This window comes from Paraburkholderia sp. J69-1, assembly GCF_905220255.1.
Classification (GTDB): Bacteria; Pseudomonadota; Gammaproteobacteria; order Burkholderiales; family Burkholderiaceae; genus Paraburkholderia.
Genome location: NZ_CAJMZG010000003.1, coordinates 119,577 through 141,001, shown reverse-complemented (window position 1 = coordinate 141,001; position 21,425 = coordinate 119,577). Strand labels below are relative to the sequence as shown.

At 61.9% G+C, this 21,425-nt stretch carries 24 protein-coding genes; 14 read left to right on the top strand and 10 right to left on the bottom strand.

Annotated features, from left to right (window positions below; all coding sequences use genetic code 11):
• Positions 1 to 78 precede the first annotated feature (78 nt).
• The 5 genes from U5A67_RS06360 to U5A67_RS06340 all read left to right on the top strand — a co-directional run bounded on the left by U5A67_RS06360 (position 79) and on the right by U5A67_RS06340 (position 4,440).
• Entirely contained in the window at positions 79 to 969 is an 891-nt protein-coding gene (locus tag U5A67_RS06360; RefSeq protein ID WP_321813419.1) for a LysR family transcriptional regulator, read from the top strand.
• Positions 970 to 1,026: 57 nt separating this feature from the next.
• Positions 1,027 to 1,632: a TetR/AcrR family transcriptional regulator gene (locus U5A67_RS06355; RefSeq protein ID WP_321813418.1), complete on the top strand. Its 606-nt coding sequence runs from the start codon at positions 1,027 to 1,029 to the stop codon at positions 1,630 to 1,632.
• 113 nt (positions 1,633 to 1,745) lie between these two features.
• Positions 1,746 to 2,438, top strand: a complete 693-nt coding sequence (locus U5A67_RS06350; protein ID WP_321813417.1) for a type 1 glutamine amidotransferase domain-containing protein — start codon at positions 1,746 to 1,748, stop codon at positions 2,436 to 2,438.
• A 107-nt stretch (positions 2,439 to 2,545) separates the two neighbouring features.
• Positions 2,546 to 3,700: an alkene reductase gene (locus U5A67_RS06345; protein ID WP_321813416.1), complete on the top strand. Its 1,155-nt coding sequence runs from the start codon at positions 2,546 to 2,548 to the stop codon at positions 3,698 to 3,700.
• Positions 3,700 to 4,440, top strand: a complete 741-nt coding sequence (locus U5A67_RS06340; RefSeq protein WP_321813415.1) for an SDR family oxidoreductase — start codon at positions 3,700 to 3,702, stop codon at positions 4,438 to 4,440. The genes U5A67_RS06345 and U5A67_RS06340 overlap by 1 nt, the downstream gene beginning before the upstream one ends.
• A gap of 114 nt (positions 4,441 to 4,554) precedes the next feature.
• On the opposite strand, the gene U5A67_RS06335 is transcribed toward U5A67_RS06340, so the two are convergent.
• Positions 4,555 to 5,466 carry a LysR family transcriptional regulator gene (locus U5A67_RS06335; RefSeq protein WP_321813414.1) on the bottom strand — a complete coding sequence of 304 codons (912 nt, stop codon included), beginning with the start codon at positions 5,464 to 5,466 and terminating at the stop codon, positions 4,555 to 4,557.
• A gap of 134 nt (positions 5,467 to 5,600) precedes the next feature.
• On the opposite strand from U5A67_RS06335, the gene U5A67_RS06330 reads away from it, so the two are divergent.
• On the top strand, positions 5,601 to 5,765 hold the full coding sequence (locus U5A67_RS06330) for a hypothetical protein (RefSeq protein WP_321813413.1): 165 nt from the start codon (positions 5,601 to 5,603) through the stop codon (positions 5,763 to 5,765).
• 43 nt (positions 5,766 to 5,808) lie between these two features.
• A complete protein-coding gene (locus U5A67_RS06325; protein WP_321813412.1) occupies positions 5,809 to 7,050 on the top strand; it encodes a multidrug effflux MFS transporter in 1,242 nt (413 codons plus the stop codon).
• Between the two features lie 53 nt (positions 7,051 to 7,103).
• Here the strand turns inward: U5A67_RS06325 and U5A67_RS06320 are convergent, their stop codons facing one another.
• The 3 genes from U5A67_RS06320 to U5A67_RS06310 form a co-directional block, all read right to left on the bottom strand.
• Positions 7,104 to 8,393, bottom strand: a complete 1,290-nt coding sequence (locus U5A67_RS06320) for an SUMF1/EgtB/PvdO family nonheme iron enzyme (RefSeq protein ID WP_321813411.1) — start codon at positions 8,391 to 8,393, stop codon at positions 7,104 to 7,106.
• 145 nt (positions 8,394 to 8,538) lie between these two features.
• Positions 8,539 to 9,294 carry a helix-turn-helix domain-containing protein gene (locus tag U5A67_RS06315; protein WP_205982786.1) on the bottom strand — a complete coding sequence of 252 codons (756 nt, stop codon included), beginning with the start codon at positions 9,292 to 9,294 and terminating at the stop codon, positions 8,539 to 8,541.
• A gap of 174 nt (positions 9,295 to 9,468) precedes the next feature.
• Positions 9,469 to 9,939, bottom strand: coding sequence for a universal stress protein (locus U5A67_RS06310; protein ID WP_205982785.1), 471 nt, complete (start codon positions 9,937 to 9,939; stop codon positions 9,469 to 9,471).
• 384 nt (positions 9,940 to 10,323) lie between these two features.
• Between U5A67_RS06310 and U5A67_RS06305 the strand changes: the two genes are divergently transcribed.
• Positions 10,324 to 11,898 carry an MFS transporter gene (locus U5A67_RS06305; RefSeq protein WP_205982956.1) on the top strand — a complete coding sequence of 525 codons (1,575 nt, stop codon included), beginning with the start codon at positions 10,324 to 10,326 and terminating at the stop codon, positions 11,896 to 11,898.
• A 167-nt stretch (positions 11,899 to 12,065) separates the two neighbouring features.
• Here the strand turns inward: U5A67_RS06305 and U5A67_RS06300 are convergent, their stop codons facing one another.
• A complete protein-coding gene (locus U5A67_RS06300) occupies positions 12,066 to 12,656 on the bottom strand; it encodes an acyl-homoserine-lactone synthase (protein ID WP_205982784.1) in 591 nt (196 codons plus the stop codon).
• Between the two features lie 168 nt (positions 12,657 to 12,824).
• Between U5A67_RS06300 and U5A67_RS06295 the strand changes: the two genes are divergently transcribed.
• Complete coding sequence (locus tag U5A67_RS06295) at positions 12,825 to 13,151, top strand: XRE family transcriptional regulator (RefSeq protein WP_205982955.1); 327 nt, start codon at positions 12,825 to 12,827, stop codon at positions 13,149 to 13,151.
• Here the strand turns inward: U5A67_RS06295 and U5A67_RS06290 are convergent.
• From U5A67_RS06290 to U5A67_RS06280, 3 genes are all read right to left on the bottom strand, one after another.
• Complete coding sequence (locus tag U5A67_RS06290; protein ID WP_205982783.1) at positions 13,135 to 13,839, bottom strand: helix-turn-helix transcriptional regulator; 705 nt, start codon at positions 13,837 to 13,839, stop codon at positions 13,135 to 13,137. The genes U5A67_RS06295 and U5A67_RS06290 overlap by 17 nt on opposite strands.
• Before the next feature lie 166 nt (positions 13,840 to 14,005).
• Positions 14,006 to 14,149: a hypothetical protein gene (locus U5A67_RS06285; RefSeq protein WP_205982782.1), complete on the bottom strand. Its 144-nt coding sequence runs from the start codon at positions 14,147 to 14,149 to the stop codon at positions 14,006 to 14,008.
• Positions 14,150 to 14,383: 234 nt separating this feature from the next.
• Positions 14,384 to 14,800 carry a DUF3005 domain-containing protein gene (locus tag U5A67_RS06280; protein ID WP_415767792.1) on the bottom strand — a complete coding sequence of 139 codons (417 nt, stop codon included), beginning with the start codon at positions 14,798 to 14,800 and terminating at the stop codon, positions 14,384 to 14,386.
• A 362-nt stretch (positions 14,801 to 15,162) separates the two neighbouring features.
• On the opposite strand from U5A67_RS06280, the gene U5A67_RS06275 reads away from it, so the two are divergent.
• Together U5A67_RS06275 and epsC are read left to right on the top strand one after the other, a co-directional pair.
• Positions 15,163 to 15,396, top strand: a complete 234-nt coding sequence (locus U5A67_RS06275; protein WP_205982780.1) for a hypothetical protein — start codon at positions 15,163 to 15,165, stop codon at positions 15,394 to 15,396.
• A 98-nt stretch (positions 15,397 to 15,494) separates the two neighbouring features.
• A complete protein-coding gene (epsC, locus tag U5A67_RS06270) occupies positions 15,495 to 16,418 on the top strand; it encodes a serine O-acetyltransferase EpsC (protein ID WP_321818517.1) in 924 nt (307 codons plus the stop codon).
• 105 nt (positions 16,419 to 16,523) lie between these two features.
• On the opposite strand, the gene folE is transcribed toward epsC, so the two are convergent.
• Both folE and U5A67_RS06260 read right to left on the bottom strand, forming a co-directional pair.
• On the bottom strand, positions 16,524 to 17,195 hold the full coding sequence (gene folE / locus U5A67_RS06265; RefSeq protein ID WP_205982778.1) for a GTP cyclohydrolase I FolE: 672 nt from the start codon (positions 17,193 to 17,195) through the stop codon (positions 16,524 to 16,526).
• A 113-nt stretch (positions 17,196 to 17,308) separates the two neighbouring features.
• Positions 17,309 to 18,232 (bottom strand): LysR family transcriptional regulator, encoded by a 924-nt coding sequence (locus tag U5A67_RS06260; protein WP_321818516.1) that lies wholly within the window; start codon positions 18,230 to 18,232, stop codon positions 17,309 to 17,311.
• A gap of 289 nt (positions 18,233 to 18,521) precedes the next feature.
• Between U5A67_RS06260 and U5A67_RS06255 the strand changes: the two genes are divergently transcribed.
• The 3 genes from U5A67_RS06255 (at position 18,522) to U5A67_RS06245 (ending at position 21,424) form a co-directional block, all read left to right on the top strand.
• Positions 18,522 to 19,223: a 3-oxoacid CoA-transferase subunit A gene (locus tag U5A67_RS06255; RefSeq protein WP_205987670.1), complete on the top strand. Its 702-nt coding sequence runs from the start codon at positions 18,522 to 18,524 to the stop codon at positions 19,221 to 19,223.
• A 17-nt stretch (positions 19,224 to 19,240) separates the two neighbouring features.
• On the top strand, positions 19,241 to 19,900 hold the full coding sequence (locus U5A67_RS06250; protein ID WP_205987669.1) for a 3-oxoacid CoA-transferase subunit B: 660 nt from the start codon (positions 19,241 to 19,243) through the stop codon (positions 19,898 to 19,900).
• A 135-nt stretch (positions 19,901 to 20,035) separates the two neighbouring features.
• The gene (locus U5A67_RS06245; RefSeq protein WP_321818515.1) at positions 20,036 to 21,424 is read left to right on the top strand and encodes a 3-carboxy-cis,cis-muconate cycloisomerase; all 1,389 of its coding nucleotides are present in this window, start codon (positions 20,036 to 20,038) and stop codon (positions 21,422 to 21,424) included.
• The last annotated feature ends 1 nt before the right edge of the window (position 21,425 follow it).

Here is a 21,425-nt window from a genome sequence, read left to right as displayed (position 1 = left end):
GACTGGCCATTGCGCGCATTTTCGGCGGGTGGAATCGATGTGTAAAAATGGGATCTATCAGAAACGGAGATAGGTCCGATGCAACTCTCCCTCGATCAACTGGAGGTGTTCGTTATTGCGACGCGTGAACCGTCGTTTTCCGCGACGGCGCGGCGCCTGGGCAAGGCGCAATCTGCGGTGAGCACGGCGATCGGAGAGCTCGAGATCGATCTGGGCGTGACGCTGTTCGACCGTCGCGGCCGTTATCCGGTCCTCACGCCGGAAGGCGAGGCGCTGTTGTCCGAGGCCGAGGCCATCCTCTCGCGTTGCGTTGGGCTCAAGGAGCGCGCGAGCGCACTCACGGGCGATCTGGAAACGCAGATTGCGATAGGCGTCGACGATGCGTTTCCTGGAGCCGCGCTGGCCCCGATCCTCGCGAGCCTGCCGGGCAGATTTCCCGCTGTTCAGGTCGACATTCGGCAGCCTTCCGATTGCGATCTTCTGGACATGGTGATGAAGGAGAGCGTCTCGCTCGGGTTGGGTTGCGCACGCGCGCAATATCCTGCGGGCATTGGATTTTGCCGGTTAGGGCAGGTCGCGTTTGTGAATGTCGTGCATCGCGACCATCCGCTGGCGCGGTATGAAAGCGTGCGTTTTGCCCAGTTGTCGGATCATCTGCATCTGCAATTGACGGGGCAGAATCGGCATCTTCTGACTGCGGAATATTTGAAGTCGCCCAGGACATGGACGGTGCAAAGTCACACGATCCTGATCGATCTGCTGAAGAGCGCTGCCGGTTGGGCGAGCGTGCCGCGATGGTCGGTGGCGAAGGAACTCGCTGCCGGCGAACTGGCGGAGTTGAAGCTTGAGGCCTATCCATTCACCGAATGGACCGTTGGCCTCGATCTGCTCTGGAAGGCGGAATCCAGACCAGGTGCGATCGCGCTCTGGTTGAAATCCGAACTCATGCGCACGCCGTCTTTTGTCTGACGATAACTGCAAAAAATTTACTAGACGACCGGTCGACTACGTGTCATAGTTCGACCCATGGAAACGACCAACACCTCTGAAACCGCTGACGTTCGCGAGAAGATCATCGCGATCGGGCAGAGCATCATCGGCGCGAAAGGCTTCGCTGCGGTGGGCTTGAGCGAGATTCTCGCGGCTGCCGGCGTGCCGAAGGGGTCGTTCTACTATTACTTCGCGTCGAAAGACGCGTTCGGCGTGGCTTTGCTCGAAAGCTATTTCGAGGATTATCTCGCCGAACTCGATAAGACACTAAGCCTGCCCGGCATGAGCATGGCCGGGCGGTTGATGCAGTACTGGCAGGTCTGGCGCGAAACGCAGTCGTTTTTCGACTGCCAGGGCAAATGCCTCGCCGTGAAACTGGGCGCTGAAGTGGCCGATATGTCGGAGCCCATGCGGGCAACGCTCAATCGCGGCACCGCCGGCGTAGTCGAGCGGTTGGCGCGGGCCATCGAGGCAGGCGCTGCGGAAGGTTCGCTCACGGTCGATGCCGAACCGCGTGTGGTGGCGCAAAGCCTTTATCAGCTTTGGCTCGGGTCCAGCGTGATGGTCAAGATCGTGCGCAATCTGCAGCCTTTCGAGGTCGCACTCGAAACCACGCGTCGCACGCTCAATCTGCCGGCCTGATCGGCGCAATAAGGTTTTCCGGGCACTTCTTCCGAAGTGCCTTTTTTAGGCCCGGTTACTAGACGACCGGTCTACTATATGGGGCAAATTGCCTCGCTTGACGGAGCAGCAACATGAAAGTCCTGATGGTTCTGACCTCGCACGATCAACTGGGCAATACGGGCCGCAAGACGGGTTTCTGGCTCGAAGAACTGGCCGCGCCGTACTACGCGTTTCAGGACGCGGGCGCGCAGATCGTCCTCGCTTCGCCGCTGGGCGGCCAGCCGCCGCTCGACCCGAAGAGCGACGAGCCCGCCTTCCAGACCGAGCTGACGCATCGCTTCCAGGCCGACGCTGCCGCGAAGGCGCAGCTCGCGGCCACCGTGCGGCTCGATAGCGTGTCGCACGAAGACTTCGACGCGGTCTTCTATCCGGGCGGCCACGGCCCGCTGTGGGATCTGGCGGAAGATCCGGTTTCGATCGCGCTGATCCAGTCTTTCTTCGCCGCCGGCAAGCCCACGGCGCTGGTCTGCCACGCGCCGGGCGTGCTGCGCCACACCAAGGCGCCGGATGGGCGTCCCCTCGTGGAAGGCCGCAAGGTAACGGGCTTCACCAATACCGAAGAAGAAGCCGTGGGCCTGACCGACGTTGTGCCGTTCCTCGTCGAGGACGAATTGAAGGCGAAGGGCGGCGTGTATTCGAAGCTCGACGACTGGGCGCCCTATGTCGTCACCGACGGCGTGCTGATCACCGGCCAGAATCCGGCGTCGTCCGGTCCGGCCGCGATCGAGTTGCTCGCGCATCCGGCGCTCAACGGCCAGCGCTAACAACGAGGGCCCGGCACAGGGCTCCATCGATCTGATCGACCACTAACTTTCACGCAGCGCGGGCTGACGAGCCCGCCGCCTCTCGCAATCCGTTTCAAGGAAAAATTATGCAGCACTCCGAATTTTTCAAATCCGTGGCGCTCGGGCCGTATCGACTCAAGAACCGTATTGTGCTGCCGCCGCTCACGCGTCAGCGCAGCGCACGCGAAGGCGATGTCGCCACCGATCTGATGGCCGCGTACTATCGCCAGCGTGCGAGCGCCGGTCTGATCGTGAGCGAGGGCACGCAGATCGAACCGCGCGGTCAGGGCTATGCGTGGACGCCCGGCATCTACAGCGCAGACCAGATCGCCGGTTGGCGCAAGGTCACTACTGCCGTGCACGAAGCGGGCGGCATCATGTTCGCGCAACTCTGGCACGTGGGCCGCGTATCGCATCACGGGCTGCAGCCGAATGGCGCGGCGCCGGTTGCACCATCGGCGATTCAGGCTGAAAAAGCGAAGGCGTTTATCGCCACCGGGCCCGACACGGGCACGCTGGTCGCGCCTTCGATGCCGCGTGCGCTGACCCAGGCGGAAATCAGCGAACTCGTCGAACTCTATGCTCAGGCCGCGCGCAATGCGCTTGAAGCCGGTTTCGACGGCGTGGAAATTCACGCGGCCAACGGTTATCTCGTCAATCAGTTTATTTCGGCGCATTCGAATCAGCGTGAGGACGAATACGGCGGTTCGCTGCAAAACCGTCTGCGTTTCCTGCGTGAAGTGGTCGAAGCGGTGGCGAAGGTCGTGGGTCCTGGCCGCCTGGGTGTGCGCTTTGCGCCGCTGTTCGCCAGTACCGAGGAGGACCGCGTGTATATCGGCATGGTCGAGGACGATCCGCATCGGACTTATATCGAAGCCATCAAGATTCTCGACGAAATCGGCGTGGCGTATCTCTCGATCGCGGAAGCCGATTGGGACAACGCGCCGGATCTGCCCGACGATTTCCGCCGCGCCGTGCGCGAGACTTTCCGGGGCCGCATTCTTTATGCCGGGCGCTATACGGCTGAGCGCGGCGCGCGACTGCTGGAAAGCGGGCTGGCGGATCTCATTGCATTCGGCCGTCCTTTTATTGCGAACCCCGATTTACCCGCGCGTATCGCCAATGGCTGGCCATTGAATGAAGTCGACGCCGCAACGCTGTATGGCGGCACGGAAAAAGGCTTTACCGATTACCCGGTCTATAGCGAATCCCAACATATCGTTAGCGAAGAGGTTCTGTGATGAGCAAGAACGTTGAAAACAAGGTTGTGCTGATTACTGGCGCGAGCAGTGGCATTGGCGCGGTGACTGCGCGTCATCTCGCGGCGTTGGGCGCGCACGTGGCGGTTGCCGCACGTCGCACGGATCGGCTCGACGCACTGGTTGCCGAAATCGAAGCGGCCGGTGGGCGTGCAAAGGCCTATGCGCTCGATGTCACCGACAAGGCGCAGGTCGAGAGCGTGGTTGCGGGTGTGATCAACGACTTCGGTCGTCTCGACGTGCTGATCAACAATGCGGGGCTCATGCCGATTCGTCCGATGGCGGAAGTGAACACGGACGAATGGGACGCCATGATCGACGTGAATATCAAGGGCGTGCTGTATGGCATTGCGGCGGCGTTGCCGCGATTCATGCAGCAGCAAAGCGGCCATTTCATCAATCTCAGCTCGGTGGCAGGCATCAAGGTGTTCGCGCCGGGCGGCACGGTTTATTCGGGCACCAAGTTCGCTGTGCGGGCCATTTCCGAAGGACTGCGGCAGGAGGTGGGCGAGAATATTCGCGTGACGTCGATCGAACCTGGCGCAGTGGATAGCGAGCTTAAACTCATTACCACGGGGACGGCGCAGCAGACCGTACTCGACTTTTACAAGCAGGCGGTGCCGGCCGAGTCTGTTGCGCGCGCAATTGCTTTCGCGATCGAGCAGCCGGCGGACGTCGATATCAATGAGATTGTGATTCGCCCGACGCGGCAGGAGTTCTAGTCGCTCAGCAATCGGCAGCGCTGCGCTTACACAGGTGTAAAGCCTGTGTGGGATTGTTTTCCGAAAACCAGCGCCTTTGCTGAGCTGTCCAGGATTTTCTTCGAAAGCGCGGCATCATCTGGACAATGCCTGAGTCGATGCCCATTCACGAATGGCCTCGCTAAACAGGCGCAAAGCAGTGGGTGGATGGCGGTTGGCAGGGTAGTAAAGGCATAAGCCCGCGAAAGACGGACTCCACTTTGGCAATAGGTCCAGAAGCCTGCCGCTGGCCAGATGTTCGGTAATGCTGTGCTCCGGCACCCACGCGACGCCAATGCCGGCCAGCGCAGCCTCCACCATCATATTGATGTTGCCGAGCGTCATCGGGCCTTGCACATCGATCGATGTTTCGCGGCTGCCTTTTCGCAAATCCCAACGATAGATTTTTCCGCTTTCGAATCGAAACCGGATGCAGCGGTGTTTCAATAAATCCGCAGGCTTTTCGGGCTTGCCGAACTTGCCGATATATTCGGGCGAGGCCACGGCGGCAAGGCGAATGTCGGGGCCAAAGCGAACCGCAATCATGTCGCGCGGCACGTCTTCATGAACGCGAATGCCCGCGTCGAAACCTTCCGACACGACATCCACCAAACGACTGTCGATAACGAATTCGACGTGAATGTCGGGATACTTTTCCAGAAAGTCCGGCAGCACGTTGAGCAACAGCAGTTTGGCGCCGGATTCGGGCGCATTGATACGAATCGAACCCGATGGGCGCGCGCGTGACGAAGCGGTTTCTTCAAGCGCTTCCTCCAGGTCGCTCAATGCCGTACGCACGCGGGCGAGCAGACGCTCTCCGGCTTCGGTGAGTGATACGGCGCGGGTCGTGCGATTCAGCAGGCGAACGCCCAGGCGCGCCTCCAGACCCTTCATCGCGTGACTCAATGCCGATGGCGACACTTCCAGCGTGCGCGCGGCAGCACTGAAACTGCCGCTGGCCGCGACGGCAACGAAGGCATTCAGTTCAGAAAAACCGGCGCGAAGCATTGATGAATTCCTCTCATAAAGTCATGAAGCTGGGCGTCTATTGTTGAGGCCTATTGCTAATCCTACAATGTCTGCTCGACGCGTGCCCTCGCGGGCGCGTGGCATTCCGCTGGTGACCGAAATCCATCTTCGTTATGAACGAAACAGAGCGGGCTTTGCTCGGCGAGCGATATCGCGTTCTCTCAACACGATTTGACGCGCTATGGGATCGCAACGTGCCTGATGCCACCGCAGAAAAAGACGAACTCGTCGCCGCGCTGCAGGAAATCGAAGCGCGTCTTTTTCCGCCTGCTGAATGATGAATGGGACGCGTCGGTAATGAATGGCGCGCCGGAAACAACGATGAAAAATACTGCTGTATCCAGTACCCAGACGCAATACGCGCCAGCCTCCGACGAATCGACATCGCATCCACTAAGGATCTTGCTGATCCTCAGTGCGTTGATGGCATTCGCCTCTATTTCTACGGATCTCTATCTGCCGGCGATGCCGGAAATGGCTCGCAATCTGCATGCAAGCGACGGCGAAATCGAACTGACTGTTTCGGGGTTTCTCGTCGGGTTTAGCCTTGGTCAATTGGTGTGGGGCGTGATTAGCGACCGCTGGGGCCGTCGTCTTCCCATCACACTGGGGCTTGTGCTTTTTATCATCGGCTCGATCGGATGTTCGATGTCGCACAGCGCCGTCGCATTGATTGCGTGGCGTATCGTGCAGGCAATTGGCGCTTGCGCCAATGTCGTGCTCGCGCGTGCCATGGTGCGCGACCTGTATGCGGGGCACCGCGCAGCCAGCATGATGTCGACGCTCATCACCATCATGGCCGTCGCGCCGCTGATTGGCCCGAGCGTAGGCGGTCAAATCCTGATCTGGTCGTCCTGGCGAGCGATTTTCTGGACGCTCGTTGTGGTGGGCATCTTGACGCTGCTTTCTCTCATCTGGCTGCCCGAAACGCATCCAGTCGAGCGACGTAATCAGGATTCGTTGATCAAAGCATTCTTGCGTTATGGCGAGCTTCTGGCGAACGGACGGATCATGGGTTATGCGGGCGTTGGCGCGCTGTTCTACGGTGCCATCTATGCCTATATCGCCGGGACGCCGTTCGCTTATATCACCTACTATCACGTGCCGCCGCACTGGTACGGCATCTTGTTCGGAGTTGGTATCGCCGGAATCATGGCGACCAATATGATCAATGCACGCATCGTTCGGCGTTATCGCAGCGACGCTATCTTGACGTATGGCTGCATCGGAGCAGCGCTTGCCGCATGCGTGCTTTTTATCGATGGTTTGAGCGACTTTGGCGGTCTCTGGGGACTTGTGATTCCGCTATTCGTTATCGTTTCGTCGACTGGGTTTGTTGTCGCGAACGCTATTGCGGGTGCGCTGCATGTCGCTCCTGAACGGGCAGGGTCACTGTCAGCGTTTATTGGTGCGACTCAATACGGCACAGGAATTGTTGGTTCGGGTCTGGTGGGTTTTTTTGCAGACGGCACGCCAGTGCCGATGGTGTCGGTCATAGCCGCACTCTGTATCGGATGCGCGGCATGTGCATTGTTCATACTCAAGAAAAATAAGGGTGCCTAATTATTTAATAAGGCATAAGCGCAGTAGCCTCAACTTATGCCTTATTCAACACATCACTTCACACACCGAAACCCTGCATAAACGTATTGGTATCTCGGTTGAAACCAGTTGCGGAAGGTGGGCCTGAGCATGCACGCGGCGGTGCGCGACGAACCGCCTTTCATGGCGTAATGCTGACCGTCGAAGAAGTTCGCCGAATAACCTTCGTAGAACGGAAACGCTTCGAAGCCCGGTAGCGGCCCGAACACCGTCGACGTCCATTCCCAGCCGTTGCCGTAAAGTCCTTCGACGCCCCATGTGCTCGCGCTATCGGGCGTTGCGTCCACGGCGACAGGGTTCCAGTTGCGGAAATCGAAGTTATCGGTCGCGCAGGGCAGTGCGCCATGCGCGGCGCGCTGCCACTGCGCTTCGCTCGGCAAACTCGCTCCGCGCCAGCGCGCATAGGCCGCCGCTTCGGCGTGACTGACATAAGCAGGCCAGCACAGCGGCAACGGCACATCCTCGAACATCGTGCGCTGACGCCAGCCGCTGGCGCTATCGTGCGCATCGTCGCGCAGCCAGAACACCGGATGCTCGATGCCCTCGGCTTCTTTCCACGCCCAGTTGGCGTCGTCCCACAACGCCTTGCGCCGATATCCGCCATCGTCGATGAATTCGAGGAAGGCGCCGTTCGACACCATATAGCGATCGATCTCGAACGCCGGCACTTCCACCTGCTGCTCGCCGAATTCGTTATCCCAGCCAAAGACGCCGCGCTCGCGCGTCATGCCGAGTTCGGTGCGCCCGGCGGGCACGTTCACCATCGCCGGCGTTGCGGAGTAAAGATGATCGGCGAATTCGCGCGCGTCAGCCGGCATTTGCTTGTAGGCGAACGGCAGCTGGTGGAGCATGTAAGCCAACGTCTCGACGTGCATCAGCCGATGCTCGATCGCCACGTTGAGCAATTGGGCCGGCGTGTCGTGCTGCGGCGCGTCATGCGGCAGATCGAGCGCGGCGATCTGCGCGTCGATGCGCGTACGCGCGTCGCGAGCATACTCGCGTACCTCGTTCAGACGCGGCCAGTCTGCGGGCGTATCGGTGGGAAAACCGCCATCCACGGGATCGATGCCGAAGGCGAACAACTGGTCGAGGCGCGCATCGGCGGACGGCAGATGGAACAGGCGCTGATCGAACAGATTGCGATCGAACGCTTCGAGATGGCCGATATAGAAAACGATCCGGTGGCGCTCGCGAATCGGGCGCTCGTAGAGGAATTCGGGCTTGACGATATCGAACAGGGCGTCGCTGGCGGCGCGGGCTTCGGCGAGCCGGGCGGCGAGCGTAGGCGTGAGCGGGAGCTGCATTGCGGCGAGTCTCCTGACTTGAGCGGGTTTTTGAGACTGTAACCGCTGCGCAGGAGTTGTGCCAACGCGCTGTCAGACGCTATAACGGACGCGCCGCCCGGCCGGAGCCAGGGCGGCGCGCCCCGAAAAACCGCCTGTCTGGGCCTTAGAGGTGCTTCAGACCTTCAAGGTCGATGATGCGGATAAGTTTGCCCTGCGCATCGATCAAGCCGCGCTTTTGAAATCTTGACAGGGTACGGCTGACCGTTTCGAGCGTCATGCCAAGATAGCTGCCCATATCTTCACGCGTCATGCGCAGATTGAATTCCGCATGCGAATAGCCACGCAGGCCATTGCGTTCGGACACGTCGAGCAGGAAGGCGGCCACGCGTTCGTCGGCGGACAGCGAGCCGAGCACCATCATCTGCGACGATTCGCGGATCAGCTGGTCGCTCATGAGGCGGTGCAGACGGTCCTGCATCGCGCCGGTTTCGCGGCACATATGCTTGAGCGCCGAGTACGGGATGATGCACACGGAGCTGTCTTCGAGCGCCACGGCGCTCCAGTTGTGATGATCGGTGCTGATGCCGTCGATCCCCAGCGGGTCGCCGGCGAGGCGCAGGCCCGTGACCTGTTCACGGCCGTCGCGGTGCGCCATGACGGTCTTGAGCGACCCGGAGCGCACGGCGTACAGCGTGTCGAACGGGTCGCCCGCGCGATACAGCGCTTCGCCGCGGCGCACGCTGCGCGCGTTGCAAATCAGTGCTTCGAGTTTGGGGAGATCGTCGAGCGCCAGACCTTGAGGCATGCAGAGATGACGCATCGCGCAGCTCGAGCAGCGCGCCGTGGTGCGCGGGCTGGCTGCAGGCGTACGGCTGGCGCGGCGCACGGTGGTGTGATTGACGACGGTCGAGGTCAGCATGTCTTGCTCCTTTGATCGGTTTCGGAGCATTCTTGACCGCGAACAAATCTTAAAAAGGCGACAAAACGCCGCGCTTTTGAGATGCCGGCGCTTGCGCCTTGTCAGAAGCCGCTTTCGCGGAAAATGACCAAGCGCAAGAGGTTGCAGAAAGGTGCGATTCGACCGCTTATCTTTTTATTCCGCGTCCGTTTCGGGCGTTCCGGCGGCGCTCGGGATCAGCAGGACGGGCAGGGTCGACTGACGCACGCAACGCTCGGCCACGCTGCCCAGGATCAGACGCTGGAAACCGCGCCGTCCATGCGTGCCCATCACGATCAGATCCGCGCCTTGCGCTTTCGCGGCGTCGAGCACGAGCGTGGGCACGTCGTCGAGCGATGAAGCCTCGCCCGTCACCATGCCGCCTTGCACGCCGTGCGCGCTCATCGCCTTGTTCATGTCTTCGGCCAGCTCGTTGCCCTGGGCGATCATCTGGTTGCGCAGGATCGACGGGTCGTAACCGGGTGCGTCGAAATACATCGGCGTGTTTTCGATCACGTAAAACGGCTGCAGGATCGAGCCCATCGCTTTCGCCAGATCGAGTGCGGCTTCGAATGCGCGGCGCGACGTAGCGCTACCGTCGACCGCGACCAGAATGCGTTTGTACATGGAACCTCCGCGTGAGTTGAACGGGGATGCGCGCCGCCTGGCCTTGCGCCAAAAGGCGTGCGCGGTCTGTATCGATTTCTTTTGAGCTTAATGGATCGGCTAAAAAGATGCAGCGCCGCTGTATGAAATGTGGAAGGCGGATGAAGGAGATCAAGAGGTCTGCGTCGGCAGGCCACAGGCAGCGTCTGTCAGGATAAGCTGAGGCGCCGCCGAGGCGCGATTCCGGCGCGCTGCCGGGTCATGGCATTTCGTCGGGTTGCGCCGCTCTCGCCTGACCGTTATCGTTGCGTCTCTTTCGCATACCCGCGGCACTCCCGCGCCGCAGCATCCCGATCCGTGACTTCTACCCATTCCCCCTTGCCGTTTCGCGACGCGCTGCTGGCCATGCTCGGCATCGGCCTCGTCAATATGCTGGTCGCGCTCGATCAGACCGTCGTCAGTACCGCACTGCCGTCGATCGTCGCCGAATTGCACGGCTTTGAGTATTACGCGTGGATTGCAAGCGCCTACCTGCTGGCGTCGGTCGTGACCGTGCCGGTGTTCGGCCGGCTCGGCGATTATTTTGGCCGCAAGCGTTTCGTGCTGGCGGCCGTGATCGTGTTCACGGTGGCGTCCGTGCTGTGCGGTCTGGCGACCGATATGCGTTTTCTGGCGGCGGCGCGCGCCTTGCAGGGCGTGGGCGGCGGCATGATGGTCGGCACCGCGTTCGCCTCGATCCCCGATCTGTTTCCCGATCCGCGTGCGCGCGTGCGCTGGCAGGTGGTCATGGCGGCGGCTTACGGGATCGGCACGGCGGCGGGGCCGTCGCTGGGCGGCTGGCTTTCCGAGCACTTCGGCTGGCGTTCGACCTTCATGGTCAATCTGCCGGTGGGCGCGCTGGCGCTGTACTTCATCTGGGCGCATCTGCCGGCCTATCGTCCCGCGCGCACAGGCGAGATTCGCATCGACTGGACTGGCGCGGTGCTGGTCGCGCTCGTGCTGGGCGGATTTCAGACCGTCATCGAGGCCGTGCCGAAGGATGGCCTCACGACCGCCAATCTGGTGCTGATCGTACTCGTGGCGATTGGCGCGGCGGCTTTGCTGATCTGCGAGCGGCGCGCCACGCATCCGATCATCCCGCTCGATCTGTTTCGCGATCCGCAGCTCGTCACGCTGTTTACCTTGTCGACGCTATCCGGCTTCGTGATGTTTTCGCTGATTTTCTTCGCGCCGCTGCTGCTGCAGGGCGGTTTTGGCCTTTCGCCGCAGCAGGCCGGTCTGCTGGCGACGCCGATTGCCGCGTGCATTGCGCTCGGCAGTCTCGTCAACACGCGCATCGTGATTCACCTGAAAAAGCCGACCGCCATTCTGAGCGTCGGCTTCGGCCTGCTGGTGGCGGCGTCGGTCGGCCTCGCGTTCACCACGCGCGACACCTCTTATATATGGCTCGAACTGTCGATGGCCGCAGTCGGCATCGGGCTCGGCTTCATCCTGAACAATCTCAATATTTTCGGGCAGGAAATTGCCGGGCGCGAGCGCTTCGGCATTACCACCGCGCTGCTGCAATCGACGCGCATGGTGGGCGGCATGCTCGGCACCAGCATCGTGGCGACGATCGTGAACCATCGCTATGCGGCTGGCATTGGCGACGCGCTTGCCGTGCTGGGTGCGCCGGGTGCGGCGCGCTGGCAGCCGCAGCTGTCCGATCCGCGCGTGCTGATCGATCCGGCGCTGCGCGACGGCCTGACGCTCCATATGAAAGCGGCAGGGCTCGACGGCGCGGCGCTGATCGAGGCGGTGCGGCATGTGCTGGTCGATGCCATCCATCTGGGTATCGGCCTGACCGGTCTGGCGGCGCTCGTTGCGGCGCTGTGCGTGCGCCGCATCTCGCATATCCGCTTCAGCCGCGCCGCAGCGCCTGCTAATCCAGCAAAAGATTCCGAGAAAGATTCCGCAATCAATCCTGCTAAATCTGACTGAGTGTGGTTTTTATCTCACCCGAATCCGGGGCGGGCGGTCCGTCCGCTGCGGTGGTTTCTGCCACCTTTGGCACAATTCGTCAGACAAAAGCGTAAACTCGCTTGACGGGGTGCCACGGACCGCCTGCCGGAAACAGGGTCGATTCGAACCTTCTCTGCCCAGCGGGATCAAGCAGCGTCCGCCATCTGGCCGAACAGCGCATTACGCGTTTGCGTGCTGACGGCAATTTCCAGCGCCACCGCATTCTCCACGCCAATGCGCACCGGTGCGCCCAGACGGCTGACCTCGATGCCGGTGCGGCGCAGCATGCGCTCGATCGGTGTGGTCGTCACGGTGACGTAGCGGGAAATCGCCATACGGTCGGCAAACCAGACCAGCGAATGGATCGCGCGCATCGTCACGTCGGCGAAACCGAAGGCGTGTTCGTTGCTCGATTCGATGGCGAAGCGGCTCAGTTCCCAGATGTTGCGCCCCGTTGGCGCATCTTTGCCGTGTAGAAGCTGCGGGAAGGTGTCGCGCAGCATGTTGGGGCCCTCGGTGGGCATCAGGCGCCAGCAGCCCCTCACTTTGCCGCCGCCGTCCTGGATCAGCATGTAGTGCGGGCCGAGCGCGTCGTACCCGTCGATCTCCATCCCGGCGATGGTGGGAATGTCCCAACCCATGCGGTCGCGGAAAACCCGCGCACGCAGCCGGTACATTTCGTTGATGTCCTCGTTGTCGAATTCCTGACGCAGTCCGATCCGAATCGCAGCTTGCATGACAACTCTCCCTTTTTGGTGTGGAGGGGGCAGCGGTATGGATCGAAAGCTATGCGTTATGAATATAAAAAAACACCTATCCAGATAGGTAGGTGCGGAGGGAGGGGGAGTTCTGGAGAATGGCTGGGCGGCGTCACTCAACAGGCATATCTGACAGCGAGATACAAAATGGAACTTCTGGACAATCAATGGCAGGCGGGCACGAACTCCCTTCACAATGCAGGGGACCTGTCGTCGGTAATCGACCGTGTCCTGATCATCGCGTATCGGAAAAAGAAGAAGGAAAGCCAGCGCCGCTTCTGGGCGCGCTTTGGCGTTACGCAGTCGCGTGGCAGCCGTTTTGAATCGGGCGCGGAAATTCCGCCGCCGGTCTCGATTCTGCTGGGGCTCTACTTCAACAAGACGATTTCCGACGGCGATCTGGGCCGTGCCGAGCGCGTGCTACGCCGCCCGGAACTGCCGTCGTCGATGATGATGCTTAGCCCGGGTCAATAAGACCCATCTGGGTGGCAATCACGGCGGCCGCCCGCCGTGAATTCACGCCGAACTTCCCTCGAATATTTTTCATGTGGAAGTTCACGACTGCTTCGGAGCAGTTGAGAATGTGCGAAATTTCCCAGGTGGACTTGCCGAGCGCAGTCCACTTGAGGCATTCCTTTTCGCGCGGCGTGAGTTTCGGGATCAGCGACTGGGCGTGGTCGTTCAGATGTCGCTGACTGGTGTCGAGCACCAGATCCCGCAGCAGCACCAGATTCGGCAGCGCACGATTGACGTCCTGCCAGAACGAGTCCGATGGGCTCGCGTCATTGACGAAACACAGCATGCCCGCCTCCTGGCGCGGGCCATGGATCGGCAGGGTAATGCCGGCGCGCAAGCCATGCGAGCGCGCTTCTTCATACATCGATTGCTGCTGCTCGGTGGCGAACAGTTCCGGCGACCAGATCAGCGGCGACGAGCGCGTCGCGCAATGCGTGACGGTCGGATCGAAATACGCCATGTTGTGGTCGCTATAGCTTTGTCGCCAGGCGTTCGAATAGTTCGTCCGGATGAACGCGTCTTCGAGCCGCATACCTGGACGCGGCAGGATCGCCAGCATGACCTGGCCGAAACCCCACGAACTGGCGAGCTGAGACACCGCGTCGAACCACGCCGAATCCTCGGGCGCATCCAGTACGGATGACATCTGCTCAATGAAATGTAGAGGCACGTCAAGACTCTCCATCGGCGGTGGGCCAGACCGCAGGCGTCACACGGGCGAGCTGCTGCCCTCGCTAGCCTCGCTTCTTATGATGTAACAATTTATCACTAAATTCTGCAATGATCGTCTTTATCCCGCAGGGCTTCAGGCTTTACGCCAGGGATTTCCCCCTTCTTTCGGGAAAATCCCAGGCGGGTTTCAGGCCGTTGCTGAACAAAAGTGCCGGTTTTAGCCCGTCCGGGCGGTCGGGAATCGCGAGTAACGAAACGCGGCGGAATTGCATTTCCGCTTTCATTGCCGATTTCGTAAATCGCTAAATCGTATTTGGCAATAATCGCGGCAACCCAAATTGGCTAAATTGCGCGGACATCAAAAATCGCCGAATGCATTTTTGTGCAGCGGCGATTTTTTTATTCAAAACGCATAACTTTTTGGCGATTCGCGCCAATCTGTGAAAAATGCGACAGACCCGCATGACGAAATGGCGTCGTCATGCGGGCGACGCGAATCTCGGCGCTGCGGCGGCGCATCAATTCTTGCGATGCAGTTCGAAGATGCGGGACGGGCGCAGGTGATTGATCGCGAAGTGCAGGCGGCCAGGGCTGCGACGCTGCGGAACGTCGCTGGAACCCGCAAATTGATCTTCGGATGCTTCGCGCGTGGCTGGCGCGCTCATGCCCAGATCCACGGCTTCGAAATCGGCCTGCGGGAAAAACGGCATGCGATGCGCGAGGCCACGGCTGTCGAAACCGGCGAGGCCGTCGCCGCTCTCGGGCACGCTGTCGTCGAGCGATGCGTTGCTCGTGGTCACTTCGTCCGGGCCGATCGCGCCGGCGCCCGCGAGCCGGGCGGCTTCGCGGTTCTTGCCGTCGGTGTCGACGGTGCTGTCGTGGGTGCGGTCGTTATGCGATTCGGCGCTATGCGGGCGGACCGTCGGGGCGGGCATGTCGGCTGGGCGGCGGGTGCCATCGGAAGGAGCCATGGTTTCGTCCTCCATGAAAAGACGCAGAAGTGTCTGTTAAAGCCTCATTGCCGACGTCGCGCAAGAGGCGTTCCGGAGCCGCCGCCATAAACCCGCTGCGAACCCAATATCCGGCGGAAAAGCAAGCCCGGCCGCCAGGAAAACGCTTCCAGCCGCCGCGGTTTTTTTTCGTTGGATCGCCTTATTTCCTGGGAGTATGATCCTCTTTCAACGAGTTGGCGCGCTTTAGATAGACGGCCCGAACGAAGGGCCGCGCTGTGGCTTTGCCGCACGATCCTGCACGCGCCTACAAAAACGGACAAGGCAAGCAGGGGCGGACGAGACACATGCACTTCGACGCTGCATTCACGCATCGCGGCTATTTGCTCAATTGCGCACCGGCACGCACCGGCGACGGCGCTTATCAACCCTACGTGGTGATATCGCGCTCGAGCGACGGCGAACTGGTGGCCAACCGTTTCTTTCCCGCCGAACTGCGATTTTCCGACGAAGCCGACGCCATCGCCCACGCGCGCGACTGGGCCGTTCGCTGGATCGATGCGAGCAGCGTGACGCTCTGAGCCGCCCAAAGGGCGCTTCGGCGAACTCTCCCAAAAAGCGGTAACCTCTGGGGTCGATACACTCCTGGACGGCGCACCTTCGCCGCCGCCGCGTCACCATGTCAAATGCCGCTTCCCCCGACTGGGGCCTCGAACAGATCGTCGCCGATTTGCGCGCGTCGCGTGAAGAACGTCATCGCACGCGCCATCCGCTGGGTATCCGCGAACTGCCTTCGCGCGAAGCCGTGGTCAACATCGTCGCGGGCCTGCGCGCCGCGCTCTTTCCCACGCACTACGGCGCGCCCGATCTCACCGACGAAAGCGTCGATTACTACGTCGGTCATACGCTCGAAAGCACCTTGCGCCTGCTGGCGGAGCAGATCCGCCGCGCGCTGCGCTTCCTGCCCGAAAACGCCGAAGCCGGCGACGATGTCCTGCGTGCACGTGCCTTCGCAGTGGCGCGCGAATTCGGCCATCAACTGCCGGACATTCGGGCATTGCTCGTCAGCGATATTCAGGCCGCTTTCACGGGCGACCCCGCTGCGCAGCACATCACCGAAATTCTGCTCTGCTATCCGGGCGTCTGGGCCATGACGCACCATCGGCTCGCGCATGCGCTGCATCTTATGGGCGTGCCCTTGCTCGCGCGCTTCATCAACGAGATCGCGCATTCGGCGACCGGCATCGACATTCACCCCGGCGCGCAGATCGGCTCGAGCTTCTTTATCGATCACGGCACGGGCGTGGTGATCGGCGAAACGGCGATCATCGGCGAGCGCGTGCGCGTCTATCAGGCGGTCACGCTGGGCGCGAAGAGTTTCGCCGCCGATCTCGACGGCACGCTCGTGAAGGGCAATGCGCGTCACCCGATCGTCGAAGACGATGTGGTGATTTACGCGGGCGCGACCATTCTCGGGCGCGTGACGATCGGGCGCGGTTCGGTGATTGGCGGGAATGTGTGGCTCACGCATAGCGTGCCGGCAGGCAGCAGCGTGCGCCAGGGCAAGATTCGCGAGATCGAGCGCGGCAACGAAGCGCCCTGAAGAAAACCCCTTGTTTTAAAGGGTCGCGCGGGACATTGCAGTTTTGAAGTCCCGCGCGTGTCTTGAAGTTTCCGATCGGAAAAACGCGGAAAACTCAGCCGGCGTTCAGGTATTCGGCACGCTCATCACGCCGGGATTGCCGACGATGGAGAGGAATTCGCGGCGCGTCGAAGGATCGCTGCGGAAGGTGCCGAGCATGCGCGAGGTCACCATCGTCACGCCGGCCTTATGCACGCCGCGCGTGGACATGCACTGGTGCGCCGCTTCGAGAATCACGCCCACGCCTTTGGGCTGAAGCACTTCGTTGAGCGTATCGGCGATCTGCGCGGTCATCTTTTCCTGGATCTGCAAACGCTTGGCGAACGCGTCGACCAGGCGCGCCAGCTTCGAAATCCCCACCACGCGATGCTCGGGCAGATAGGCCACGTGCGCGCGGCCGATGATCGGCACCATGTGGTGTTCGCAGTAGCTTTCGAAGCGGATGTCCTTCAGCACGATCATTTCGTCGTAGCCATCGACTTCGGAGAAGGTGCGCGAGAGGATCTCGCGCGGATCGTGTTCGTAGCCCGCGAAAAATTCTTCGTAAGAGCGCACGACGCGCGCGGGCGTATCGAGCAGACCTTCACGCGAGGGATCGTCGCCGGCCCAGCGCAGCAGCACGCGCACGGCGTCTTCGGCCTGCGCGCGCGAGGGGCGCTCGACGCTGGCGGGCGCCGTCGTAACAGTGGACTTCGACTTCCGTTTCTTCGCTTTTTCTGCGTTCTTTTCGTCGCTCATGCATCGGCTCCTGTCAGGTGGCCGCGCCGCTGCGACGTCGACCACGAAAGGCGCATTGTTCCACGATTCCCGCACACACGCGCAGCTTCACGGCGCGATCGCCTTAACGCGCCTTATTTAGGCCATTCGTCCATCGCATCGTTGAACAGTTCGGCGACCGTGCTGCGCAGCCATTCGCCGCGCGGCGCGTTGTGATACTTGCGATGCCAGTGCTGCTTGAGATCGAAGCGCGGCAAGGGCAGCGGCGGCTCGACCAGGGTGATCGACGCGTGCTCGGAAACATAGGCGAAGCCGATCGCGTGCGGCACCGTCGCAATCAGATCGGTGCGCGTGAGGATGAACGGCAGACTCATGAAGTGCGGCGTTTCCAGCACCGCGCGCCGGCGCAGGCGGTTCTTCTCCAGATAGTGCTCGAGAATTTCCTGGCTGCGGCCTTCGGCGCGCACGACCGCGTGACCGAGGCCGAGAAACTGTTCCATCGTCATCGTCTTGCCGGCGAGCGGATGGTCGCTGCGCATCAGGCAGATGAAGCGGTGCGTGAAGAGGCGCTGCTGGAAGAAGTTATTGCCGCCCAGGTCCGGGAAATAGCCGACGGCCAGATCGACGTCGCCCGATTCCAGGCCGCGTTCCACCTGGTTCGGCGGCAGCGAGACCGAGCGCAGATTCGCGTGCGGCGCGCGCTTCGCGAACATCTGCACCAGACGCGGCAAAAACACGATCTCGCCGACATCCGATAGCGCAATCGAAAACGTGTGCGTGCTGGTGGCCGGATCGAACTCCTGCGCTTCGAGCATGCCTTTCTCGATCCGCACCAGCGCATCGCGCGCCGCCGGAATCAGGCCAAGCGCGCGCGGAGTGGGCTCCATACCGCGCGAAGTGCGCACGAAAAGCGGATCATTGAAGTACTCGCGCAGCTTGCCCAGCGCGGTGCTCACACGCGGCTGGCTCACGCCCAGACGCTCGGCCGCGCGGCTGACGTTGCGCGTCTCCTCCATCGCCACGAGGTAGGGAATCAGGTTCAGGTCGAGGTCGTGCATCGGAAGGCGGGGCAGGCAGGACTATGTCGAAACGGGATAAACCTTAGTGCATGAATCGGAATTCCCGATATTGGGGAAACTGCGCACAGCCGCGCGGGGATTGGCATTTCGTCTGATAAAGCGCGCTTCCGACGATAACGGCCTCGGGTTCACCCCGCCTTGACAAGCGCGCATTCACACTCCGATAATGCGCTGGACGTTCGCTAAACGAATCAGTGTTCGTATATAGAACTTTTCGCGATCGGGTGGCGTGGACTTTCCGCGATGCGCATCGCTTTCAGGAACAGGCATGATCAACAAGATTTTTGATTCGCTTCAAGCCGCCGTCGCCGACATTCAGGACGGCGCCACGGTCATGATCGGCGGCTTCGGCACGGCCGGGATGCCGGCGGAACTGATCGACGCGCTGATCGCGCAAGGCTCGCGCGAGCTGACGATCGTGAACAACAACGCCGGTAACGGCGACACGGGTCTGGCCGCGCTGCTCAAGGCCAAACGGGTCCGCAAGATCATCTGCTCGTTCCCGCGCCAGACCGACTCGTACGTGTTCGACGGCCTGTATCGCGCCGGCGAAGTCGAGCTCGAACTCGTGCCGCAGGGCAACCTGGCCGAGCGCATCCGCGCGGCGGGCGCAGGTATCGGCGGTTTCTTCACGCCCACGGGCTACGGCACGAAGCTGGCCGAAGGCAAGGAAACGCGCCTGATCGACGGCCGCCATTACGTGCTCGAAGCGCCGCTGCACGCCGACTTCGCGCTCATCAAGGCGTACAAGGGCGATCGCTGGGGCAATCTGGTCTATCGTAAAACGGCGCGCAACTTCGGCCCGATCATGGCGAGCGCGGCGAAGGTTGCGATCGCGCAGGTCTCGGAGGTCGTCGAACTCGGCGCTCTGGACCCCGAAAACATCGTGACGCCGGGCATTTTCGTGCAACGCGTCGTTGAAGTGCCGCAGGCGGCGCATCAAGCGCAGCAAGCCGGTCAGGCCGCCTGAAGCTACGGAGTTAAGCAATGAAACGGTTGAATCGCGACGAAATGGCTCAACGCGTGGCTCAGGACATTCCTGAGGGCGCTTATGTGAATCTCGGTATCGGCGTGCCGACGCTGGTGGCCAACCACCTCGATCCGAGCAAGGAAATCTTCCTGCACAGCGAAAACGGTCTGCTCGGCATGGGCCCGGCACCGGCGGCTGGCGCGGAAGACGACGAACTGATCAACGCAGGCAAGCAGCACGTCACGCTGCTCACCGGCGGCGCGTTCTTCCATCACGCGGATTCGTTCGCGATGATGCGCGGCGGCCACCTCGACTACTGCGTGCTGGGCGCGTTCCAGGTGTCCGTGAAGGGCGACCTGGCGAACTGGCACACCGGCGCACCCGATGCGATCCCCGCCGTGGGCGGCGCAATGGACCTCGCACTGGGCGCCAAGCAGGTGTTCGTGATGATGGAACTGCTCACGAAGCAGGGCGAAAGCAAGCTCGTAAACGAATGCTCGTACCCGGTCACGGGCGTGGGCTGCGTGGGCCGCATCTACACCGACCTCGCTGCGTTCGACGTGACGCCGGATGGCCTCGAAGTGCGCGAAATCTATTCGGATATCGACTTTGACGCGCTGCAGAAGCTTGCCGGCGTGGCGCTGATCGACGCGACGCAAAACCGCCGCGCAGCGTAAACTCCTGCAACGCGCTTAACGTATGTGAATCAGCGTGGCGCGGCGTCTGGCGGCAATCGTCGCCGGGCGTCGCGCCATCTGCATTTGCGCGCGATGTTTGTCGCGCGCGCATCCAGACTTTTTTCATATCGATCCATGATTGAACGCCTCACGAGCCTGATCTGCGGCACCGAGCCGATGAACGCCGTCTGGTCGACCGAGGCCACGCTGCAGCGCATGCTCGACGTGGAAGCGGCGCTGGCGCGCGCTTCGGCAGTCCATGGCGTGATTCCGCACAGCGCCGTGGACGCCATCGTTGCGACCTGCAAGGCCAGCCAGCTCGACGCCGAAGCGCTCGCACGCGACGCCGCGCTGGGCGGCAATCTGGCGATTCCGCTCGTCAAGCAATTGACGGCGCGCGTGAAAGACGCCGACCCCGAAGCCGCCAAATTCGTGCATTGGGGCGCGACGAGCCAGGACATCATCGATACCGCGACCGTGCTGCAACTGCGCGACGCGCTCGCGCTGATCGAAACCAGCCTCGACGCCACCTGCGCAAAAGTTGCCGATCTCGCGCGTGCGCATCGCGCGACGCCCGCTGTGGGCCGCACCTGGCTGCAACAGGCTTTGCCGATTACGCTCGGCCTCAAATTCGCGCAGTGGCTCGACACGCTGCTGCGTCATCGCGACCGTCTGGCTGCGCTGCGCGAACGCGCGCTGGTGCTGCAGTTCGGCGGCGCGGCGGGCACGCTCGCGAGCCTGCGCGCTGCCGCTGCGAACGTCAGCGCCGAACTCGCCAAAGACCTCGGCCTCGCGCAGCCCGCGCTGCCGTGGCACACGCAGCGCGATCGCATCGCCGAAGCCGCTTCGTTCTTCGGCATGCTGATCGGCACGCTCGGCAAGATCGCGCGCGATATTTCGCTGCAGATGCAGACCGAAATCGGCGAACTCGGCGAGCCTGCGGCGGCAGGCAAGGGTGGTTCGTCGACCATGCCGCACAAGCGCAATCCGGTGGGTTGCGCGGCTGTGCTGACCGCCGCGACGCGCGCGCCTGGTCTCGTCGCCACAGTGTTCGCGGGCATGGTGCAGGAGCACGAACGCGCGCTCGGCGGCTGGCAGGCCGAATGGGACGCGCTGCCCGAGCTCGCCCGCCTCGCCGGCGGTGCGCTTGCACAGATCGAGCAGATCGCGGGCGGACTCGAAGTGCGTCCCGAGCGTCTCGCCGCGAATCTCGACGTCACGCACGGCCTGATTCTGGGCGAAGCCGTGATGCTCGCGCTGGGAGACCGCATCGGCCGTCTGGATGCGCATCATCTGGTTGAGCGCGCATCGAAATCGGCGGTGCAGTCGGGCCGCACGCTGTACGACGTGCTGGCGGCCGAACCCGCCGTCACGCAACATCTGGACGAAGCGCGCCTGAAGGCGCTGCTCGATCCCGCCAATTACGTGGGCGAAGCGCACGCGTTCGTCGACGCGGTGCTCGCGTCGTATGCGAGCGCCTTGCAGCGCACGCCCCCTTCTTCATCGCAGACTCATCAGGAGTAAC

What these genes read in the sequence shown, in the direction of transcription:
- U5A67_RS06360 (WP_321813419.1), top strand. Translation starts at nt 79, where the DNA reads ATGCAACTCTCCCTCGATCAACTGGAGGTGTTCGTTATTGCGACGCGT.
- U5A67_RS06355 (WP_321813418.1), top strand. Translation starts at nt 1,027, where the DNA reads ATGGAAACGACCAACACCTCTGAAACCGCTGACGTTCGCGAGAAGATC.
- U5A67_RS06350 (WP_321813417.1), top strand. Translation starts at nt 1,746, where the DNA reads ATGAAAGTCCTGATGGTTCTGACCTCGCACGATCAACTGGGCAATACG.
- U5A67_RS06345 (WP_321813416.1), top strand. Translation starts at nt 2,546, where the DNA reads ATGCAGCACTCCGAATTTTTCAAATCCGTGGCGCTCGGGCCGTATCGA.
- U5A67_RS06340 (WP_321813415.1), top strand. Translation starts at nt 3,700, where the DNA reads ATGAGCAAGAACGTTGAAAACAAGGTTGTGCTGATTACTGGCGCGAGC.
- U5A67_RS06335 (WP_321813414.1), bottom strand. Translation starts at nt 5,466, where the DNA reads ATGCTTCGCGCCGGTTTTTCTGAACTGAATGCCTTCGTTGCCGTCGCG.
- U5A67_RS06330 (WP_321813413.1), top strand. Translation starts at nt 5,601, where the DNA reads ATGAACGAAACAGAGCGGGCTTTGCTCGGCGAGCGATATCGCGTTCTC.
- U5A67_RS06325 (WP_321813412.1), top strand. Translation starts at nt 5,809, where the DNA reads ATGAAAAATACTGCTGTATCCAGTACCCAGACGCAATACGCGCCAGCC.
- U5A67_RS06320 (WP_321813411.1), bottom strand. Translation starts at nt 8,393, where the DNA reads ATGCAGCTCCCGCTCACGCCTACGCTCGCCGCCCGGCTCGCCGAAGCC.
- U5A67_RS06315 (WP_205982786.1), bottom strand. Translation starts at nt 9,294, where the DNA reads ATGCTGACCTCGACCGTCGTCAATCACACCACCGTGCGCCGCGCCAGC.
- U5A67_RS06310 (WP_205982785.1), bottom strand. Translation starts at nt 9,939, where the DNA reads ATGTACAAACGCATTCTGGTCGCGGTCGACGGTAGCGCTACGTCGCGC.
- U5A67_RS06305 (WP_205982956.1), top strand. Translation starts at nt 10,324, where the DNA reads ATGCTCGGCATCGGCCTCGTCAATATGCTGGTCGCGCTCGATCAGACC.
- U5A67_RS06300 (WP_205982784.1), bottom strand. Translation starts at nt 12,656, where the DNA reads ATGCAAGCTGCGATTCGGATCGGACTGCGTCAGGAATTCGACAACGAG.
- U5A67_RS06295 (WP_205982955.1), top strand. Translation starts at nt 12,825, where the DNA reads ATGGAACTTCTGGACAATCAATGGCAGGCGGGCACGAACTCCCTTCAC.
- U5A67_RS06290 (WP_205982783.1), bottom strand. Translation starts at nt 13,839, where the DNA reads ATGTCATCCGTACTGGATGCGCCCGAGGATTCGGCGTGGTTCGACGCG.
- U5A67_RS06285 (WP_205982782.1), bottom strand. Translation starts at nt 14,149, where the DNA reads ATGAAAGCGGAAATGCAATTCCGCCGCGTTTCGTTACTCGCGATTCCC.
- U5A67_RS06280 (WP_415767792.1), bottom strand. Translation starts at nt 14,800, where the DNA reads ATGCCCGCCCCGACGGTCCGCCCGCATAGCGCCGAATCGCATAACGAC.
- U5A67_RS06275 (WP_205982780.1), top strand. Translation starts at nt 15,163, where the DNA reads ATGCACTTCGACGCTGCATTCACGCATCGCGGCTATTTGCTCAATTGC.
- epsC (WP_321818517.1), top strand. Translation starts at nt 15,495, where the DNA reads ATGTCAAATGCCGCTTCCCCCGACTGGGGCCTCGAACAGATCGTCGCC.
- folE (WP_205982778.1), bottom strand. Translation starts at nt 17,195, where the DNA reads ATGAGCGACGAAAAGAACGCAGAAAAAGCGAAGAAACGGAAGTCGAAG.
- U5A67_RS06260 (WP_321818516.1), bottom strand. Translation starts at nt 18,232, where the DNA reads ATGCACGACCTCGACCTGAACCTGATTCCCTACCTCGTGGCGATGGAG.
- U5A67_RS06255 (WP_205987670.1), top strand. Translation starts at nt 18,522, where the DNA reads ATGATCAACAAGATTTTTGATTCGCTTCAAGCCGCCGTCGCCGACATT.
- U5A67_RS06250 (WP_205987669.1), top strand. Translation starts at nt 19,241, where the DNA reads ATGAAACGGTTGAATCGCGACGAAATGGCTCAACGCGTGGCTCAGGAC.
- U5A67_RS06245 (WP_321818515.1), top strand. Translation starts at nt 20,036, where the DNA reads ATGATTGAACGCCTCACGAGCCTGATCTGCGGCACCGAGCCGATGAAC.